The following is a 17697-nucleotide window of genomic DNA, read 5'->3' on the forward strand; positions in this document are numbered from 1 at the left end:
GGAGCCCTTGCCGTGAGGCGCTTGCGCCCGGTCAGTACATGTGCTGGCCGCCGTTGATCGACAGGGTGGCGCCGGTGATGAAGCCGGCGTCGTCGGCGACCAGGAACAGCACGCCGCGGGCGATCTCCTCTGCCTTGCCGAGGCGGCCGACGGGGACGCGCGCGACGATCTTCTCCAGCACGTTGGCCGGAACGGCGCGCACCATGTCCGTGTCGATGTAGCCCGGCGCGATGGCGTTCACGGTGATGCCCTTGGCGGCACCCTCCTGGGCGAGCGCCTTGGTGAAGCCGTGGATGCCGGACTTGGCGGCGGCGTAGTTGACCTGGCCGTACTGGCCGGCCTGGCCGTTGATCGAGCCGATGTTGACGATGCGGCCGAAGCCGCGCTCGCGCATGCCCTCGATCACGTTGCGGCTGAGGTTGAAGCAGGAGGTCAGGTTGGTGTCGATGACCTCCTTCCACTGCTGGTGCGACATGCGGTGGATGACGCCGTCGCGGGTGATGCCCGCGTTGTTGACGAGCACGTCGATCGGCCCCAGTTCGGCCGCGATGCGGGCGCAGCCCTCCTTCACCGCCTCGAAGTCGGAGACGTCGAACTTGTAGGCGGCGATGCCCGTGCGCTCCGAGAACTCGCGGGCCTTCTCGTCGTTGCCGCCGTAATTCGCCGCGACCGTGTAGCCGGCGTTCTTCAGCGCGACCGAGATCGCCTCGCCGATGCCGCGCGTTCCTCCGGTGACCAGTGCAACTCGTGCCATTCTTCTTGTCTCCCTGCCGAACCGATTGTTCTAAGAACCGGGGCTTGCCCGCCCCGTTGCGGCCGTTCGCCGTAAAAAAGGCCGTTTCCCCGGAAGGAAACGGCCCGAACCCTTGTCAGCCCCGCTCGACGCAGAGGGCAATGCCCATGCCGCCGCCGATGCACAGGGTGGCGAGACCCTTCTTCGCGTCGCGCCTCTGCATCTCGTACAGCAGCGTCGTCAGCACCCGCGCGCCCGAGGCGCCGATCGGGTGGCCGAGCGCGATGGCGCCGCCGTTGACGTTCACCTTGGCCGGATCCCAGCCCATGTCCTTGTTCACCGACAGCGCCTGGGCGGCGAAGGCCTCGTTCGCCTCGATCAGGTCGAGGTCCTCGACGGACCAGCCGGCCTTCTTCAGCGCGAGGCGCGAGGCCGGGATGGGGCCGGTGCCCATGACCGCCGGATCGACGCCGGCCGTCGCCCAGGACACGATGCGGGCCAGCGGGGTGACGCCGCGCTTGGCGGCGTTGTCGGCCGACATCAGCACCAGGGCGGCGGCGCCGTCGTTGATGCCCGACGCGTTGCCGGCGGTCACCGTGCCTTCCTTGGAGAAGGCCGGGCGCAGCTTCGCCAGCAGTTCCGCCGTGGTGCCGTGCTTGGGATACTCATCGGCGTCCACCACGGTGTCGCCCTTGCGGCCCTTGATGGTGACCGGGACGATCTCGTCCTTGAAGCGGCCGGCCTTCTGGGCGGCCTCGGCCTTCTGCTGGGACCCGGCGGCGAAGGCGTCCTGCTCCTCGCGGGTGAACTGCCATTTCTGGGCTATGTTCTCGGCCGTGGTGCCCATGTGGTAGCCGTGGAAGGCGTCCATCAGCCCGTCGCGGAGCATGGAGTCGAGCATCTCCGCCTGCCCCATCTTCACGCCGCCGCGCAGGTGCATGACGTGGGGGGCGAGGCTCATGCTCTCCTGGCCGCCGACCACCATCACCTCGGCATCGCCTTCGCGGATCGCCTGATGGCCGAGCGCCACCGCGCGCAGGCCGGATCCGCAGAGCTGGTTGATGCCGAAGGCCGTCCGGTCGAAGGGGATGCCGGCGTTGACCGCCGCCTGGCGGGCGGGATTCTGCCCCTGCCCGGCCGTCAGAACCTGACCCAGAATGACTTCCGTCACCTCGGCCGCGTCCGTCTTGGCGCGGCTCAGAGCCTCGCGGATGGCGAGTTCGCCCAGATGGTGGGCGGTGACGGAGCTGAGCGCCCCGTTGAAGGAGCCGATGGGGGTGCGAGCCGCACCGGCGATGACGACCTCAGTCATAAGAGCGCTCCTCAATGACGGATTTATTATGATTTCGATGGATGCGACACTCTTCCTTTACACCTTAAGCGCATGCTTTTGGGCGCGCAAGGCACCCGTCGGACGAGAACTAGTCCGCCGAGCTAAGCCATTCGTATAGGGGCTGCCAGACCTCTTCCTCTGCCCTTGTGCTCACCACCATCCCGATATGCCCGAGGGGCGGGTGGAGCGTCCGCGCTCCGGGGATCGCCCGCGCCAGCGCCAGGGCGGAGGCCGGCGGCACGATCCGGTCCTGCTCGGGGATGAGGGCCAGCGTGGGCAGCGCGAGGCGCCGGGGCTCCACCGGCGCGCCCGCGACCAGCCAGCGGCCCCGCGCCGGACCGTTGCCGCCGTACCATCCCTCCAGCGCTTCGCGCGCCACGGCGGCGGCCAGCGGGACGCCGTCGTTCAGCCAGTCCTCCAACGCCACGAAGGCGCGCGCCTCGGCGCCGTCCGGCGGGAGCCGGGCGAAGCGGCTGAACTTCCGCAGGGCCAGGAGCGGATCAAGTCCTGTGAAAAGGGCCTGGATGGCGTCGGCCGGCATCTCGCCCCAGCCTTCCAGCAGGGGCCGGAAGGGCGCGAAGGCCGCCGCAGCACGGCGTGCCGCCTCGCCATCCCCCGTATGGAAGTCCCAGGGCGTCGCCATGAGAACGAGCGCCGCGACCTGGTCCGGCCGGCGCTGGGCCAGCGCCGTCGTGAGCAGCCCGCCCATGCAGTAGCCGGCCACCGCCACCGGCCCACCGGCCCGCTCCACCGCTGCGGCCAGTGCGCGCTCCAGCCGGCCGGCGACGAGATCGGTCAGGGTGAAGCGCCGCTCCGCCGGGCCGGGCGTGCCCCAGTCCAGCAGCAGCGGCCGGACGTCGCGGGCGGCCAGCCAGCGCATCAGGCTGCGCTCCGCCGAGAGGTCGAGGATGTAGTGGCGGTTCACCAGCGACGGCACGAAGAGCACCGTCCGCGCGCCCGCCCCCCGCTCCCCCGCCGGGCCGGACGGGCCATAGTCGAGCAGGCGGGCGGCCCCCTCCGTCCAGACCTCCGGCGGGTCGGGCAGCGCGCGGCGGTAGGGGTGGCGGCGGTAGCGCTCCATCCCCGTCAGGAAGAGATCGAGCCGGGCGCGGACCTCGCGGTCAAGCGCCCGGCGGAGGGCGTCGGCGTCGGCCCCGAGCGCCTGGTTCCGCAGCGTCTGGCCGCGCTCGCGGAGATGGGGACTCCAGGGCAGCAAGCCGTTCTTCCAGAGCGGCAACGCGGCGATGGAGCCCGGCAAGGCCATCGTCGCCGCCCACAGGTGCAGGGGAAGCGGGCGCGGCCCCATCCGTGCTGCGCTCATCGGACACACCCCCCTGCGGTTCGCCCCCCGCCGCACCCGTGGCCATAAACGCCCCGTGCGGCGGCGTGAAGGCCCCTTCCCCCATCAGGCGGAGGAAGCGCGCCATCCCCTCGGCGGCGGCCGGGTCCGTGGCGGCGGCGGTCAGCTGCTCCTGCCAGAGGTCGAGGAAGCGGCGGGCGAGTTCGTCCGCGGAGGGAGGGTCGGAGTCGCTGGGGTCGGCCATGGCGCTCACTATAGGTCGGGGTCCGGCGCCTTGACCAGATGGCCGTGAAAAGCCCTGAAAGCGTGACGGAACCGCAGCGCAATGAGTGCGGTGCAGCGGAAGGCTGGACAGGTCGCTCGCGTTCGAGTAGTACTATATCCGGAACAATCCGCTGTACCATCCTTCTTGAAAGAATCCTCGATGGCCGACCAGGAAGACCAGAAGTCCGCTCCCATCACCATCAAGAAGTACGCGAACCGTCGGCTCTACAACACGGCCACGAGCAGCTACGTCACGCTCGACCACCTCTGCCAGATGGTGAAGGACGGACTGGACTTCGTGGTGTACGACGCCAAGTCGGGGGAGGACATCACCCGCTCGGTTCTGACGCAGATCATCGTGGAGGAGGAGAGCAAGGGCCAGAACCTGCTGCCCATCAGCTTCCTGCGCCAGCTGATCGGATTCTACGGCGACAACATGCAGTGGATGGTGCCGAAGTACCTGGAACAATCCATGCACGCCTTCTCCCGCAACCAGGAGCAGATGCGCACCTATCTCCAGGGCACGATGGGCGGCATGTTCCCCTTCGGCCGGCTAGAGGAGGTCGGCAAGCAGAACATGGCGCTGTTCGAGCGCACCATGCGGATGTTCACGCCCTTCAACGAAAAGGACGAGAACGGCCAGCCGACCGCCACCTCCGGCGCGGCCGACCCAACGCTCGACGAGCTGCAGCGCAAGGTCGAGGACCTGCAGCGCCAGATCTCCAGCATCACCAAGCCGGTCAAGACCGAGACCGAGTGAGCATCGGGGGCTGTTTCCGCCGGGTCTGATGCTACAGGTCGACCAACGACAACATTCACTCCGTCATCCCCGCGAACGCGCAGAGGCGCTTACGTTCACGGCCAACTGACGGAGGCAAGCTTCCGACCACCCTTTCACCGTCATCCCCGCGGACGCGAGGATCCAGAGCTTCCAACGGGTCCACTATGGGAAGTACTGGATCCCCGCTTTCGCGGGGATGACGGTCAGGTGACTTTCCTCCTTGCAGCTCTCAGCACGCAAACTGCAGGATTTCCTTGCCCCGTAAGGCAAGGCACCTGTCCCTAGACTTGGACCTCCCCCTACGCCCTGAAAAGATGCGGCACGGTGGCGGCTTCCGGGCCGACGCGGGGGTCTTCGGATTCGCGCACCGACATGCCCAGGCACTTGTCGCCGATGATCCAAGCCTGGAGCACGGCGTGGGCGCCCTCGTCGCAGAAGCCCTGCGGGGTTTCCATCCAGAGCGTGCCGCCGGGCCAGTCGGCGTCGCCGCTGTCCGACAGGGTGCGGCCCTGCTCGGTCATGCGCTGTGCCGGGCTGTCCAGCCCGAGGAAGCTGCGGACGGTCACCGATTCGCAGGCACCCAGCCCATCCTCGTCGGAGGCCGCGCGGCACAGGTTGGGGTGCTCCGGGTAGCGTTCCCACAGCAGGGCCAGAAGCCCGTGGTTCGACAGCAGCCAGCACCAGAGCGGCGACAGGACGCTCATCCCGCCGGCGCGCAGGCGGTGCAGGAAAGTCTCCTCGGCCAGCGCCTCCCAGGGATAGATCTTGCCGAGCCAGGAGATCGGCGCGCCCTCGTCGTCGAGGAAGCGGCGCCCCTCCCAGCCGATGCTCTGCAAGGGCAGCAGGTGGGTGGCGATGCCCGCCTCCGCCGCCGTGGCGGAGAGATAGACCAGCTCGCCCTCGCGCACCGGATCGGGGGTGGCGCAGGACAGATGGATGCGGGCGCGGCTGGGCATGCCGCGCGCCAGCTCCTCCCAGCGCTCCACCAGCCCCTCGTGCAGCCCGTTGAACTGGTCGGCGTCGGCGGCCAGCGCCTCGCGCCAGTTGCGCTGCACGATGGCGGCGGCGAACAGCCCTTCCGGCGTGTCGTAGTTGCAGCCCAGCAGCTTGATCGAATCCCGCCCGTCATAGGCCAGATTCAGGCGCCCGACGAGCCCGCCCGCATGCTCGTTCAGCCGCCCGCCGGCCCAGTAATCGGCCCAGGACGCCTCCAGCAGGCGCGCCGCGTCGCCGCGGATGCCGAGCCGCGCGAAGAGCTTGTCCTCCGCCACCGCGCGCACCGTGTCGCGCAGCATGGCGTGCAGCTCGTCGGCGACGCTCTCGATCAGGTCGATCTGATGGGCGGAGAACTCATAACGGACATCCTCCCGCCAGCCCTGGCCGGCGGACATGGCGCGCACGCCGAACGGATATTTCCTCAGGCCCGGGCGCCAGTCGGCCCGCGGCTTCATCGTCACCCTGCGCATGGACGGCTCCCCGCTTCGGCCATCAACCGGAAAAGGGCCGTGCCGGAGCGCGGTCCGGCAGGCGGGCGAAGGGGAAACGCCTGAACGGCGAATCCAGGAAGGGCAGTCCGGGCAATCATCCTCTCCCGTGGGCTTTCGGCGAAGCACCGCTCCGCCCGACGACGCCGGCGCGCGCTTTCGCGGGCGCGGGGCGGCGTACGGCAAGGGCCGGATGATTGCGGCGGCGGCGCGCGAAAACAAGTGCGTTGCGGGCCGCCGCCCGTGATTTCCTGGGGCCAGGACGCGCGAAGGTCAGGCCAGCCTTGCGGCCCCCTGCACGCCCGCGGCGGCGGCGAGCGCCGGCAGACGCCGTGGCTGGGCCGTCAGCGGCGCCCTCGCGGGGCGCCGGGCGGCCCGCTCCGCCGGGGTGGCTGCCGTCCTGTCCTGACGGGCGAGGCCGAGGCGCCGGGCCTGGAGCACGAGGCGCATCACCTCCTCCTCCGACATCGTCCGCCGGGCCGGCCCGGAGGCGAGGCTCGCCGTCTCCTGGAGCGCCACGAGCTCGGCGACGGCCCCGGTCATGCCCTTGGCCCTGGCGGTCAGGGTTGCCTCGTCATGGAGCGAGAGGATGAGCTGCCTCAGTTCGGATTCAGCCGGTTTCGTCATCCTAATCCCCCCGTGTTCGATTCTTGAGCGGGACGCTACCCCTTACGCCATGATGATCCCCCGTTCGGTGGCGTGGGGCTATCCGTGCGGAAGGGTTAGCCCGCGAGGCAAGGGGAACCGCCCGAAGGGCGCCGCCCCGGCTCCGAAGGGCGGCCCCAAGGGGATGGGAACGGCCTCAACGGACCATGAGCACCGGGATGCGGCAGGCGCGGACCATGGCGGTGGTGGTGCTGCCGACGATGAGCTGGCGGATGCGCGAATGGCCGTAGGCGCCCATCACCAGCAGATCCACCCCGTTGCGCGCCGCGTGATCGGGGATCACCTCTTCCGGCTCGCCCGGCAGGATGTCCACCTGCACCCGGTAGCCGGCCTCGCGCAGCCGAGCCGCCGCACCGTCCAGCGCCGGGTTCGCTTCCGCCGGGTTGGCGCCGACCGTCAGGAGGCGGCAGTCCAGCCCGCGCAGCAGCGTCCCCCCGGCGACGGCCTCCACGGCGCGGGTGGCGCTCGCACTGCCATCGAAGGCGATCAGGAAGCGTTCGACCGGCTTGAAGTCGCGCGAGGCGACCAGCACCGGCTTGCGGCTGGCGCGCACCACGCGCTCAAGGTTCGATCCCAGATGCGACTGGGCGAAATCCGCGGCCGAGCCGCGCTTGCCGATGACGGTGAGCCGCGCATCGCCTTCGGCCTCGGCCAGCGCGTCCAGCAGGTCGCCGTTGCGCAGCCGCACCTCGGCCTGCGCGACGCCGGCCGCCTGGACCCGCGCCCGCGCGTCCTCCAGCACGGCGCGTCCGCGCCCCTGCATCAGCTTGGCGCGCCGGGCGTCCATCTCCGCCAACTCGGCCATCAGCCGCTCCGTCTCCCCAGCGTCGAGACTGCCGCTGAGGTCGAGCCCGTGCGGCACGCTGGGGATGTCCCGCCGCCCGATGGCGTGCAGAAGCTCGACCGGGTCGCCGGTCCGCGCCGCCGCCCAGGCGGCGTGGTCGCAGACGCTCGGCGTGTAGGGCGAGCCGTCCACGCAGGCCAGGATCTTCGTCATGTCCATTCCCTCCCTCAATGGCTCATCAGCCGGTCCACGGCGCCGGGCTTGTCATGGATGGCGAGCCGGTCCACCAGCGTGGCGCTCGCCTCGTTGAGCCCGACGACCTCCACCTCGGCGCCTTCCCGGCGGAACTTCAGCACGGCGTCGTCAAGCGCGCCGATGCCCGACAGGTCCCAGATATGGGCGCGGCTGACGTCGATGCGCACCCGCTCCAACGCCTCCCGGTGGTCGAAGGACGCGGCGAACTCGCTCGCCGAGGCGAAGAAGAGCTGCCCCTCCACCACATAGGTGCGCTCCCGACCCTCCGCCGAGAGGGTCGAGCTGACCCGGAAGAGCTGCGCCACCTTGGAGGCGAAGAAGATGCCGGACAGCAGCACGCCGACCAGCACGCCCTGGGCCAGGTTGTGGGTGAAGACCACGACGATGACCGTCGCCAGCATGACCGCCGAGGAGCGTTTCGGGTGGGTCGCCAGCGCCGTCAGCGACGACCAGCTGAAGGTGCCGATGGACACCATGATCATCACCGCGACCAGCGCCGCCATGGGGATGCGGCTGACCCAGTCGCCGAGCACGACGATCAGGAACAGCAGGAAGACGCCCGCGCAGAAGGTGGAGAGGCGCCCGCGCCCGCCCGACTTCACGTTGATGACCGACTGGCCGATCATCGCGCAGCCGGCCATGCCGCCGAGGAAGCCCGTGGCGACGTTGGCGAGCCCCTGCCCCACGCATTCGCGGTTCTTGTCGCTGCCGGTGTCGGTCAGCCCGTCCACGATGGAGGCGGTCATCAGCGATTCCAGCAGACCCACCAGCGCCAGCGTCAACGCGTAGGGCAGCACGATGCTCAGGGTCTCGAAGTTCAGCGGCACGTCCGGGATCAGGAAGACCGGCAGGGTCGAGGGCAGCTCGCCCATGTCGCCGACCGTGCGCAGGTCCAGCCCGAAGGCGAGCGAGAGCGCCGTCAGCACGACGATGCAGACCAGCGGCGAGGGCACGGCCGTGGTGACGCGCGGCAGCAGGTAGATGATCGCCAGCCCGCCCGCGACCATCGCGTAGGTCAGCGGCGGCACGCCGATCAGTTCGGGCAGCTGGGCCATGAAGATGAGGATGGCGAGCGCGTTGACGAAGCCCGTCATCACCGACCGCGACACGAAGCGCATCAGCGCCCCCAGCCGCAGGAAGCCCGCGGCGATCTGGAAGATGCCGGTCACCACGGTCGTCGCGAACAGGTACTGGAGCCCGTGGTCGCGCACCAGCGTGACCAGGACCACCGCCATCGCCGCCGTCGCCGCCGAGATCATGGCGGGCCGGCCGCCGGCGATGGCGGTGATCACGGCGATGGAGAAGGAGGCATAGAGCCCGACCTTCGGGTCCACCCCGGCGATGATCGAAAAGGCGATCGCCTCCGGGATGAGGGCGAGCGCTACGACCAGCCCGGACAGCAGGTCGTTGCGGATGTTGCCGAACCATTCGGCGCGCAGACGGCTCAAATCCATGAGCGGAATTCTCCGGAATAGCCCCACGGCCCAAGTCCGAGCGAGACTCCGGGCGGGGGCATCTTGCAAAAGCGGTTTGATGAAGGAAGCCGGACCGGATCCGGCGGAAAGCGAACGCGACGATCAAACGCCAGCGCACCCGACGCACCCGGCAAACCACGACGTGCCGTTCCCGGATAGGACGGCAGGTGGCGGAAACGGGGTCAGGGCTGGCGGATCAGAGTCACATTGGACTGGTTCGGCTCTCTGTGGTGCGCGGGTTCGGACCCGCGCGGAAGGCGTGCTGCACAGCAGCAACCCTGCGCTCTATAGACCGGGATGGCTGGGGAGGCAAGCCTGGGAAGCCGGAAAACCGGCCCGGAAAAGGACATCAAAATGGACAAGGCCCCAAGGGGACTACCCTTGGGGCCTTGAAGGATGGTGGGCGCGACAGGGATTGAACCTGTGACCCCTACGATGTCAACGTAGTGCTCTCCCGCTGAGCTACGCGCCCATCCGGCCGACCTTGTCCGTCGGCGTGGGCGGGGGTTTACCACCGCCGCACGCTCCGTGCAAGCCTCATCTTTCACTATTTTTCGGGAGCATGAGCGGGGCCTGCGCGGTTGTTACAAGGCCGGTCCGCCATAGGCCGTGACAGGCGGCCCGGGGTCCACTAAATCACTGAAGTCATGGATGCGCATGTCGAAGCCATAGCCGGGTCGGAGCCACCGTTCGAGATCCTGGCCCCGGAGACCCAATCGACCCCGCTGGTGCTGGCCTCGCCGCACAGCGGAGACCGGTATTCGCCCGAGTTCACGGCCTCCTCCCAGCTCGCCGGCCGCGCCCTGCGCAAGTCCGAGGACTGCTTCGTCGACGAGATCTTCGCCGCCGGCCCGCTGCTCGGCGCGCCGCTGATCCGCGCGCTGTTCCCGCGCGCCTTCATGGATGTCAACCGCGAGGCCTACGAACTCGACCCGGAGATGTTCGCGGACAAGCTGCCCGCCTACGTCAACACCCGCTCGCCGCGCGTCGCCGCGGGGCTCGGCACCATCGCGCGCATCGTCGCCAACGGGGAAGAGATCTACCGCGGCAAGCTGCGCTTCGCCGAGGCGGTGGAGCGGATCGAGCGCTACTACACCCCCTACCACGCCGCCCTGCGCGGGCTGATCGACCGGACGCGCGAGGATTTCGGCTACGCGATCCTGCTGGACTGCCACTCCATGCCCTCCTCGGGGCTGGGCCGCAACGACCCGCGCCGCGCCGACATCGTGCTGGGCGACTGCTACGGCACCGCCTGCGCGCCCGCCCTGATCGACACGGCCGAGACCGTGCTGCGCGACCTCGGCTACGCGGTCGGCCGCAACGCGCCCTACGCCGGCGGCTACACCACGCGCCATTACGGCCAGCCGCGCCAGGGCGTCCACGCCCTGCAGATCGAGATCAGCCGCGACCTCTACATGAACGAGGCGACGCTGGAGCGGCTGCCCTTCCTTCCAGTCCTGGCCCGCCACATGGGCGAGCTGATCCGGTCGCTGAACCACCTGTCGCCCGCCGCCCTGCGCAGGGGCTGAAGCACGGCCGAAGCCGGCGCGAGGCCTCCCGATAAAACGGGCAAAGAAACGGGAAAGAAAAAGGCCGTGGCGAGCCACGGCCTTTCAGGTTGGGGAGGAAACGCCCAAGAAGCGCTGCGGCGGCGTTCGCGAAAGAGGCGCGCTCACCGTCGCATTCCAAGATCTGGGGTGTGCGCGCCGTCCATCAAGATTTGCAAAAGCGCGTAAGACGATTCCCGCGTCCGGCGCGGCCAAAGTCATAAGATCCGGCGCCGCCTTCGCCTTGTGCCGGGGCCGGGCACCCCATCCGGTAAGGCCGGACCGGCGGAAGCTTGGCGGGTGGCATCACCGTGTGGAGCACCTACATTAGGAGGAACAATGCCCGCCACCGGTCGTTTCGTGCGGGCAGAAGGCCGGCTCCGGACGGTGCCGCCCGGCCCCTGAAAACTGGAGGTCCCGCACAGTGAGCAGACTGGTCGTCGTTTCCAACCGCGTTGCCCCCATCGATGAAGGAAAGCAGGCGGCCGGAGGACTGGCCGTCGCCGTCCTGGCGGCGCTGAAGAAGACCGGCGGCATCTGGTTCGGCTGGAGCGGCACCGTGGTCGAGGGCGAGTCCCAGTCCGAGCCCAAGCGCACCGACGTCGGGCGCCTCACCTACGCGACCGTCGATCTCGGGCGGCGCGACTTCGAGGAATATTACAACGGCTTCGCCAACCAGACTCTCTGGCCGCTCTTCCACTACCGGCTCGGGCTGATCTCGGTCAGCCGCCGCACGCTGGAGGGCTACCAGCGCGTCAACCGCTATTTCGCCGACCGGCTGGCGCCGCTGCTGAAGCCCGACGACATGGTGTGGGTCCACGACTACCACCTGATCCCCTTCGGCGCGCAGCTCCGCGAGCGCGGCTGCGAGCAGCGCATGGGCTTCTTCCTGCACACGCCGCTGCCGACGCCGGAAGTGCTGATCGTGCTGCCCAACCACCAGGACCTGATCCGCAGCCTGTGCGCCTACGACCTCGTCGGCTTCCACACGGAGGTCGACCTGCGCTGCTTCACCGACTACATCCGCGACTATACGGACGGCGAGGTCTCGGAGGCGCCGGACGGCGGCATGCTGGTCCGCGCCTTCGGCCGCACGCTGGTCGCCAGGGCCTTCCCCATCAGCATCGACACCGCCAACCTGGAAAGCCTCGCCGAGACGGCCTCCCGCTCGCGCCACACCGAGCGGCTGAAGGAAAGCCTGGTCGGCCGGCGGCTGATCATCGGGGTGGACCGGCTGGATTATTCCAAGGGGCTGCCGCAGCGCTTCGAATCCTTCGAGCATCTGCTCGCCAACTACCCGGAGCACTGCAACCGCGTCTCCTTCCTCCAGGTGGCGCCGCCGAGCCGGGAGGACGTGCCCGAATACATCGCCATCCGGCGCGAGCTGTCGGAGCTGTCCGGCCGCATCAACGGCCGCTTCGCCGAGTTCGACTGGGTGCCGATCCGCTACCTGAACAAGAGCTTCGGGCGGCGCGTCCTGGCCGGCTTCTACCGTGTCGCGAACGTCGGGCTGGTCACCCCCCTGCGCGATGGCATGAACCTCGTCGCGAAGGAGTTCGTGGCCTGCCAGAACCCCGACGATCCGGGCGTCCTCGTGCTGTCCTGCTTCGCGGGTGCGGCGCGCGAGATGGGGGAAGCGCTGATCGTCAACCCCTTCGACACGGAGAGCGTCGCCGACGCGCTGCAGCGCGCGCTGACCATGCCGGTCGAGGAACGGCGGGAGCGGCACGCTTCGATGATGCAGACCCTGCGCCGTCATGATATCGGCTGGTGGCGAGAAACCTACGTCGATGCCCTGACCCGAGCGCCCTACAGATGACCGACACAGGCCTGACCGACCCCGGCTCCACCGACCGGGACGACGCGTCGCCCGTCACGCTCGTCGCCGACATCGGCGGCACGAACGCCCGCTTCGGGCTGATCGACGGCCGGGGGGTGCGCGACTCGCGCATCCTGCCCTGCGCCGACTTCCCCTCGCTGGAGGAAGCGGCCCGGGCCTATCTCGCCTTGGCACCCTCGGCCGCCCGGCCCAGGCGCGGCGCCTTCGCCGTCGCCGGCCCGGTGACCGGCGACCGCATCGCGCTCACCAACCTCGTCTGGTCCTTCTCGACGGAGGAGGTGCGGCAAAGGCTGGGGCTGGAGCGGCTGGCCGTCGTCAACGACTTCACGGCGGTGGCGATGAGCGTGCCGCGGCTGGCCCCCGGCGACCTCCGCCAGGTCGGCGAGGGCACGCCCGACGGGGCGGGCGTCGTCGGGGTGCTCGGACCCGGCAGCGGGCTCGGCGTCTCGGGCCTCGTGCCCGGCCCCAACGGCTGGACCGCCCTGTCCGGCGAGGGCGGCCACGTCACCATGGCCCCGATCGACGACCGGGAAAGCGCCGTGCTGGCCCATCTGCGCGGCCGGTTCGAGCATGTCTCGGCCGAGCGCGTGCTGTCCGGCCCCGGCCTCGTGAACCTCTACACGGCACTCTGCGCGCTCGACGGCATCAAGGCCCGGCCGCTCGCCCCCGCCGAGGTGGCGGAGTCCGGTGCGGCGGGCACCGACGCGCAGGCGCGCGAGGCGGTGGAGATGTTCTGCGCCATGCTGGGCACGGTGGCCGGCAACCTCGCGCTCTCGCTGGGGGCGCGCGGCGGCGTCTACATCGCCGGCGGCATCGTGCCGAAGCTGGGCGATCTGTTCACAGGCTCGCGCTTCCGCGAGCGCTTCATGGAGAAGGGCCGGATGCGCGGCTTCCTCGCCCCCATCCCGACCTACGTCGTCACCCACGAGCTGCCGGCCTTCCTGGGCCTCGCCGAGGCGGCGGAACGCTGAGACGCCGGCTCAGCCGGCCAGCCGGGAGGCGGCGAGCTTCAGGTCGGCCAGGAAGGTCGGCTGCTCGGTGAGCTGGCCGCGCAGGATGTAGCTGGGGTGGAAGGTCGGCACGACCTCCACCCCGTCCAGCAGCCGGCAGGGCAGGACCTGCCCGCGCAGCTGCATGATGCCGTTCTGCCCCGTCAGCGCCCAGGTCGGCGTGCGCCCCAGCGCGACGATGACGCGCGGGGCAAATTCCCGAAGCGCGTTCCGGAGCGAGTCGATCTCTCCGGAGAATTCCGCCAGCACCCAGTCCGAGGTGCCGAAGGCCCCCCAGCGCTCGTCGATGGCGCGCCCCTCCTTCCTCGCGCGGGTGCGGGAAGCGAAGAAATGCCCGACCTTGTTGCCCGGCGGCTGGTAGCGGAAGACGTTGCCGATGAAGCAGCGCGCCCGCTCCACCCCCGCCGCCGCGAGATTTTCGTCCAGCAGCTTGCCGCTGCGCCCGACGAAGGGGCGCCCCTGCTTCGCCTCCTCCGCACCCGGCGCCTCGCCGATGATGGCCATGCGCGGGCCGGCGGGGGGATCGGCGGGCACGTTGTAGTCGGCGAAGGGCAGGTCGGCGGCGGTCTCGGTCATGGCGGCGCTTCCGGTGGGGATCGGCAACCCGACAACAGCCGGGCCGCCGCAAGGTTCTCTTGGCCCTCCCTATAGCCAAGCCCGCGCTTGAGCTCAATGGCAGGGCTCAATGGCAGGGCTCAAGCCGGCGCGGGGCCTGAGCCATTTCCCGCCGCCGCCTGTTGAGGAAGCCGAGACATCACACCGATTGGCAACGGAGGATATGGACCATGGCGAGCATTCCGCCGCTGGACCGCGAGATGGCGAGCCGCTACCTGGTGCAGCTGCCGGGCTGGGGCCTGAGGGAGGATCCGGACCGGGTGGAGCGCAGCTTCTCCTTCCCGGACGACGGCATGGTGGAGAACTTCATCGCCCGGCTGGAGGCTTTGTTCCGGAACGAGGGGCACAAGGGCACCATCCGGCGCACCGGAACCGCCTGCACGGTGAGCTTCCGCAGCGAGGCCATCGGAGGCTTGCACGAGAACGACTTCATCATGGCGGCCAAGGTCAACGGGATGGCCGACGAGCCCTACATCCCGGCCTCCGCCTCGATGGGCGACATCTCGCCGACCGCGCGCCGGGCCTAGGCACCCAGACGCGGTCCGCCGGCGCGAGGTCCGCCGGCTCGCGGCGCGAGCCGGGCCGGCCGCCCCGCGAGCCGCTCCACATAGACCCGCGTCAGGTGCCGCAGGATGGTGGGCATGGCGGCCAGCGCCCGGGCGAAATCGTCCTTTCGGATGAGCTCGCAGACGGTGCCCTCCAGCGCCACGGCGGTCGCCAGCCGCGGACGGTCGGTGATCAGGGCCAGCTCCCCGAAGACGCGGCCGGGGCCGAGGATCGCGTCGCCGCCCTCCACCTCCTCGATGCGGACCCGGCCCGACTGGATCAGGTAGGCGGCCGTGCCTTCGTCATGCCTGCGGAAGAAGACGTGGCCGTGGTTGAACAGCCGCCGGTACGCCACCCGGTCGGCGGGGCAGACGGTGCGGACCGGCTCCGCGCCGTCCGCGCGTTCCGGCGTGTCCAGCCCGTAGGTGCGGCGGATCGCGGCGATCAGGCTTTCCAGCAGGTAACGGGTCAGCGGCGGGCATTTGGCCACCATCGCGCGGAAGGTCGCGCGGGACACCTCGATGGCCGTCACCTCGGTCAGCGCGCGCACGGTGGCGCTGCGCGGGCCGTTGTCGAGCAGCGCCATTTCGCCGAGGATCGCGCCCGGCCCGGCGACGCCCAGCACGCGCGCGCCGTCCGGCCCCTCCAGCGAGACCTCCAGCTCCCCCGCCTCCACCATCCAGGCCTGGAAACCGAAATCGCCCTGGCGGATCAGCTCCGTGCCGGCCGGGATGCGCCGGAGCGCCATGCCCGTCCCCTTTTCCATGGCCTCGCTCACGCGTTCCTCTGCCCCTACAGGGACCGGACCGCCTCGACCAGCCGCCCGGCCTCCTCCTCGCTGTTGTAGTAGTGGGGCGAGGCGCGCAGGAGATGGGTCAGGCCGCGCGCGTCCATGTCGAAGCGGGTCGAGGGGGCGGCGGAGACGGAGACGTTGATCCCCTGCCCGCGCAAGGCCTCCTTGACGTCGGCCGGGTTCCGGCCCTCCGCCGTGAAGGTGACGATGGCGCAGGGATCGGCGCCGAGGTCGCGGACCGTCACACCGGGGATGGCGGACAGTTCCCGGCGCAAGGTGGCGGCGAGGCCGAAGGCGCGGTCGCGGATGGTGCCGAGGCCCCAGCCCAGAGCGTAGTCCACGGCGACGCCCAGCCCGATCCGTGCTGCGACGTTGCTTTCCCAGTACTCGAAGCGGCGGGCGTCCGGGCGCATCTCGTAGCGGTCGGCGGCGACCAGGGTGGCGCCGTGCATGTCGAGCAGCGCCGGCTCGATCCGGTCGAGGAGGCTACGCCGCACATAGAGGAAGCCGGTACCGCGCGGCCCGCGCAGGAACTTGCGCCCCGTCGCCGACAGGAAGTCGCAGCCCAGCTCCTCCACGTCCACAGGCATCTGGCCGACCGCCTGGCAGGCGTCGAGCAGATAGGGAATGCCGTGCCGGCGCGCGACCCGGCCGATGGCGGCTGCCGGGTTGACCAGCCCGCCGTTGGTCGGGATCCAGGTGACGGCGATGAGCTTGACCCGCTCGTCGATCATCGCCTCCAGCGCCTCCGCGGATGTCTGGCCATGCTCGTCGTTGGGGATGAGTTCGACCGTGACCCCGCTACGCCGCGCGGTCTGGAGGAAGGGAATGACGTTCGCGGCGTATTCCGACACCGAGGTCAGGATGCGGTCGCCCTCGCGGAAGGCCCCGCTTCCGAAGGCCCCGCTTCCGAAGGCCCCGCTTCCGAAGGCCAAGGCGCCGAAGGCGGCATCCCAGGCGACGGTCGCGCTCTCGACCAGCGCCACCTCGTCCCGCCCGCAGTTCAGCAGCCGGGCGACCGAATCGTAGCAGCCCTCAAGCTTGGCGGCGTTCTGGTCGTGCGCCTCGTAGCCACCGATCCGCGCCTCCAGCTCGAGATGCTCGGCCACCGCCTCCATCACCGGCCGGGGCGGCAGCGCGGCACCGGCGTTGTTGAAATGGGCGACGTACCGGGTGCCCGGCGTGTCGGCGCGGGCAAGCTCCAGGTCGATGGCGGAAGCGGTCGGCACGGGCGTCATCCCCAGAGTTCGGGAGCGGGAGGGTGGACCAGCGCGCCGTCGTAGCGCAGGGCCGGATCGCGATCCTCGGCAAGCAACAGGGGACCGTCAAGGTCGGCGAAGCGCGCGCCCTGGGCCAGCAGAACGGCGGGCGCCATGGCGAGCGAGCTGGCCACCATGCAGCCGACCATGAGGTCGAAGCCCGCCGCTTCGGCCGCCCGCTTCATCAGCAGCGCCTCGGTCAGGCCGCCGGTCTTGTCGAGCTTGACGTTGAGGACGGCGTAAAGACCCTTCAGCCGCTCCACCGAGTCGATCCCGTGGCAGGATTCGTCCGCCCCCAGCGGCACGGGGCTTCGGTATCCCCGCAACTCCTCGTCCCGGCCGGCGGGCAGGGGCTGCTCGATCATCTCGACGCCCAGTTCGGCGAAGGCCGGGGCGAAGCGCTGAAGCTGCTCCAGGGTCCAGGCCTCGTTGGCGTCCACCACCAGCCGGGCGGTCGGGGCCGCCCCGCGCACGGCGCGCACGCGCTCCAGGTCGCCCTCCCCCGTCAGCTTCATCTTCAGCAGCGGGTGCGGCGTGGCGCGGGCGGCCTCGGCCATCGCGGCGGGCTCGTCCACGCTCAGCGTGTAGCAGGTGACCAGCGGCCGGGGCGCCCGCTCCAGACCGGCCAGTTTCCAGGCCGGCCGGCCGGCGCGCTTGGCCTCCAGGTCCCAGAGCGCGCAGTCCAGCGCGTTGCGCGCGGCACCCGGCGCCATGCGGGCGCGCAAGGCCTCGCGGTCCAGCCCGCCCGCGACCGCGCCGGCCATGGATTCCAGCGCCTCGATCACGGCGGGAACGGTCTCGCCGTAGCGGGCGTAGGGCACGCATTCGCCGCGCCCGAGAAGCCCGCCCTCTTCCACTTCGGCCACCACCACCTCGGCGGCGGTCTTGGAGCCTCGGGAAATGCGGAAGGCGCCGCGGATCGGGAAGACCTCGCGGCGCACGGACAGGCGGCGTTGGGACGGCATGGGGAAGACTCCGGCATCGCGGGCGGGCGGGCAGTGTAATCCAACCC

The 17697-nt window shown here is 70.3% G+C and carries 16 protein-coding genes and 1 tRNA gene; 5 read left to right on the forward strand and 12 right to left on the reverse strand.

Features of this window, described 5'->3' with window-relative positions; genetic code table 11:
* Window positions 1–31: 31 nt before the first annotated feature.
* The 3 genes from phbB to JUB11_RS00915 form a co-directional block, all read right to left on the reverse strand.
* On the reverse strand, window positions 32–754 hold the full coding sequence (phbB, locus tag JUB11_RS00905) for an acetoacetyl-CoA reductase (RefSeq protein ID WP_207455358.1): 723 nt from the start codon (window positions 752–754) through the stop codon (window positions 32–34).
* A gap of 115 nt (window positions 755–869) precedes the next feature.
* Window positions 870–2045: an acetyl-CoA C-acetyltransferase gene (locus tag JUB11_RS00910; RefSeq protein WP_207455361.1), complete on the reverse strand. Its 1176-nt coding sequence runs from the start codon at window positions 2043–2045 to the stop codon at window positions 870–872.
* Between the two features lie 109 nt (window positions 2046–2154).
* Window positions 2155–3387, reverse strand: coding sequence for an alpha/beta fold hydrolase (locus JUB11_RS00915; protein WP_207455364.1), 1233 nt, complete (start codon window positions 3385–3387; stop codon window positions 2155–2157).
* 403 nt (window positions 3388–3790) lie between these two features.
* Here JUB11_RS00915 and phaR point away from each other — a divergent pair, with 403 nt between their 5' ends.
* The gene (phaR, locus tag JUB11_RS00920; protein ID WP_207455370.1) at window positions 3791–4390 is read left to right on the forward strand and encodes a polyhydroxyalkanoate synthesis repressor PhaR; all 600 of its coding nucleotides are present in this window, start codon (window positions 3791–3793) and stop codon (window positions 4388–4390) included.
* Between the two features lie 320 nt (window positions 4391–4710).
* Here phaR and JUB11_RS00925 read toward each other — a convergent pair whose 3' ends face one another.
* The 5 genes from JUB11_RS00925 to JUB11_RS00945 all read right to left on the reverse strand — a co-directional run bounded on the left by JUB11_RS00925 (window position 4711) and on the right by JUB11_RS00945 (window position 9547).
* Window positions 4711–5877, reverse strand: a complete 1167-nt coding sequence (locus JUB11_RS00925; protein ID WP_207455373.1) for a glutathionylspermidine synthase family protein — start codon at window positions 5875–5877, stop codon at window positions 4711–4713.
* A gap of 291 nt (window positions 5878–6168) precedes the next feature.
* Window positions 6169–6522, reverse strand: a complete 354-nt coding sequence (locus JUB11_RS00930) for a hypothetical protein (protein ID WP_207455374.1) — start codon at window positions 6520–6522, stop codon at window positions 6169–6171.
* A gap of 175 nt (window positions 6523–6697) precedes the next feature.
* A complete protein-coding gene (locus JUB11_RS00935; RefSeq protein WP_207455377.1) occupies window positions 6698–7558 on the reverse strand; it encodes a universal stress protein in 861 nt (286 codons plus the stop codon).
* A 14-nt stretch (window positions 7559–7572) separates the two neighbouring features.
* Window positions 7573–9054, reverse strand: a complete 1482-nt coding sequence (locus JUB11_RS00940) for a SulP family inorganic anion transporter (RefSeq protein WP_207455379.1) — start codon at window positions 9052–9054, stop codon at window positions 7573–7575.
* 418 nt (window positions 9055–9472) lie between these two features.
* Window positions 9473–9547, reverse strand: a tRNA-Val gene (locus JUB11_RS00945).
* Window positions 9548–9722: 175 nt separating this feature from the next.
* On the opposite strand from JUB11_RS00945, the gene JUB11_RS00950 reads away from it, so the two are divergent.
* From JUB11_RS00950 to JUB11_RS00960, 3 genes are all read left to right on the forward strand, one after another.
* Window positions 9723–10604, forward strand: a complete 882-nt coding sequence (locus tag JUB11_RS00950; protein WP_207455380.1) for an N-formylglutamate amidohydrolase — start codon at window positions 9723–9725, stop codon at window positions 10602–10604.
* Between the two features lie 442 nt (window positions 10605–11046).
* Complete coding sequence (gene otsA, locus JUB11_RS00955) at window positions 11047–12441, forward strand: alpha,alpha-trehalose-phosphate synthase (UDP-forming) (protein ID WP_207455381.1); 1395 nt, start codon at window positions 11047–11049, stop codon at window positions 12439–12441.
* Complete coding sequence (locus JUB11_RS00960; RefSeq protein ID WP_207455382.1) at window positions 12438–13433, forward strand: glucokinase; 996 nt, start codon at window positions 12438–12440, stop codon at window positions 13431–13433. The genes otsA and JUB11_RS00960 overlap by 4 nt, the downstream gene beginning before the upstream one ends.
* Window positions 13434–13442: 9 nt before the next feature.
* Here the strand turns inward: JUB11_RS00960 and JUB11_RS00965 are convergent, their stop codons facing one another.
* A complete protein-coding gene (locus tag JUB11_RS00965) occupies window positions 13443–14048 on the reverse strand; it encodes a uracil-DNA glycosylase (RefSeq protein ID WP_207455383.1) in 606 nt (201 codons plus the stop codon).
* Between the two features lie 209 nt (window positions 14049–14257).
* On the opposite strand from JUB11_RS00965, the gene JUB11_RS00970 reads away from it, so the two are divergent.
* Entirely contained in the window at window positions 14258–14614 is a 357-nt protein-coding gene (locus JUB11_RS00970) for a 4a-hydroxytetrahydrobiopterin dehydratase (protein WP_207455384.1), read from the forward strand.
* Here the strand turns inward: JUB11_RS00970 and JUB11_RS00975 are convergent.
* From JUB11_RS00975 to dgcA, 3 genes are read right to left on the reverse strand one after another with little or no spacing between them, the layout of a single operon-like run.
* The gene (locus JUB11_RS00975; protein ID WP_348771330.1) at window positions 14611–15411 is read right to left on the reverse strand and encodes a cyclic nucleotide-binding domain-containing protein; all 801 of its coding nucleotides are present in this window, start codon (window positions 15409–15411) and stop codon (window positions 14611–14613) included. The two genes, JUB11_RS00970 and JUB11_RS00975, sit on opposite strands and share 4 nt — an antisense overlap.
* A 14-nt stretch (window positions 15412–15425) precedes the next feature.
* Window positions 15426–16664, reverse strand: a complete 1239-nt coding sequence (locus tag JUB11_RS00980; protein ID WP_207455385.1) for an aminotransferase class V-fold PLP-dependent enzyme — start codon at window positions 16662–16664, stop codon at window positions 15426–15428.
* Window positions 16661–17650, reverse strand: a complete 990-nt coding sequence (gene dgcA, locus JUB11_RS00985) for an N-acetyl-D-Glu racemase DgcA (RefSeq protein ID WP_207455387.1) — start codon at window positions 17648–17650, stop codon at window positions 16661–16663. Before dgcA ends, JUB11_RS00980 begins: the two co-directional genes overlap by 4 nt.
* Between the last annotated feature and the right edge of the window lie 47 nt (window positions 17651–17697).

The organism is Azospirillum sp. SYSU D00513 (assembly GCF_017356015.1).
GTDB lineage: Bacteria > Pseudomonadota > Alphaproteobacteria > Azospirillales > Azospirillaceae > Azospirillum.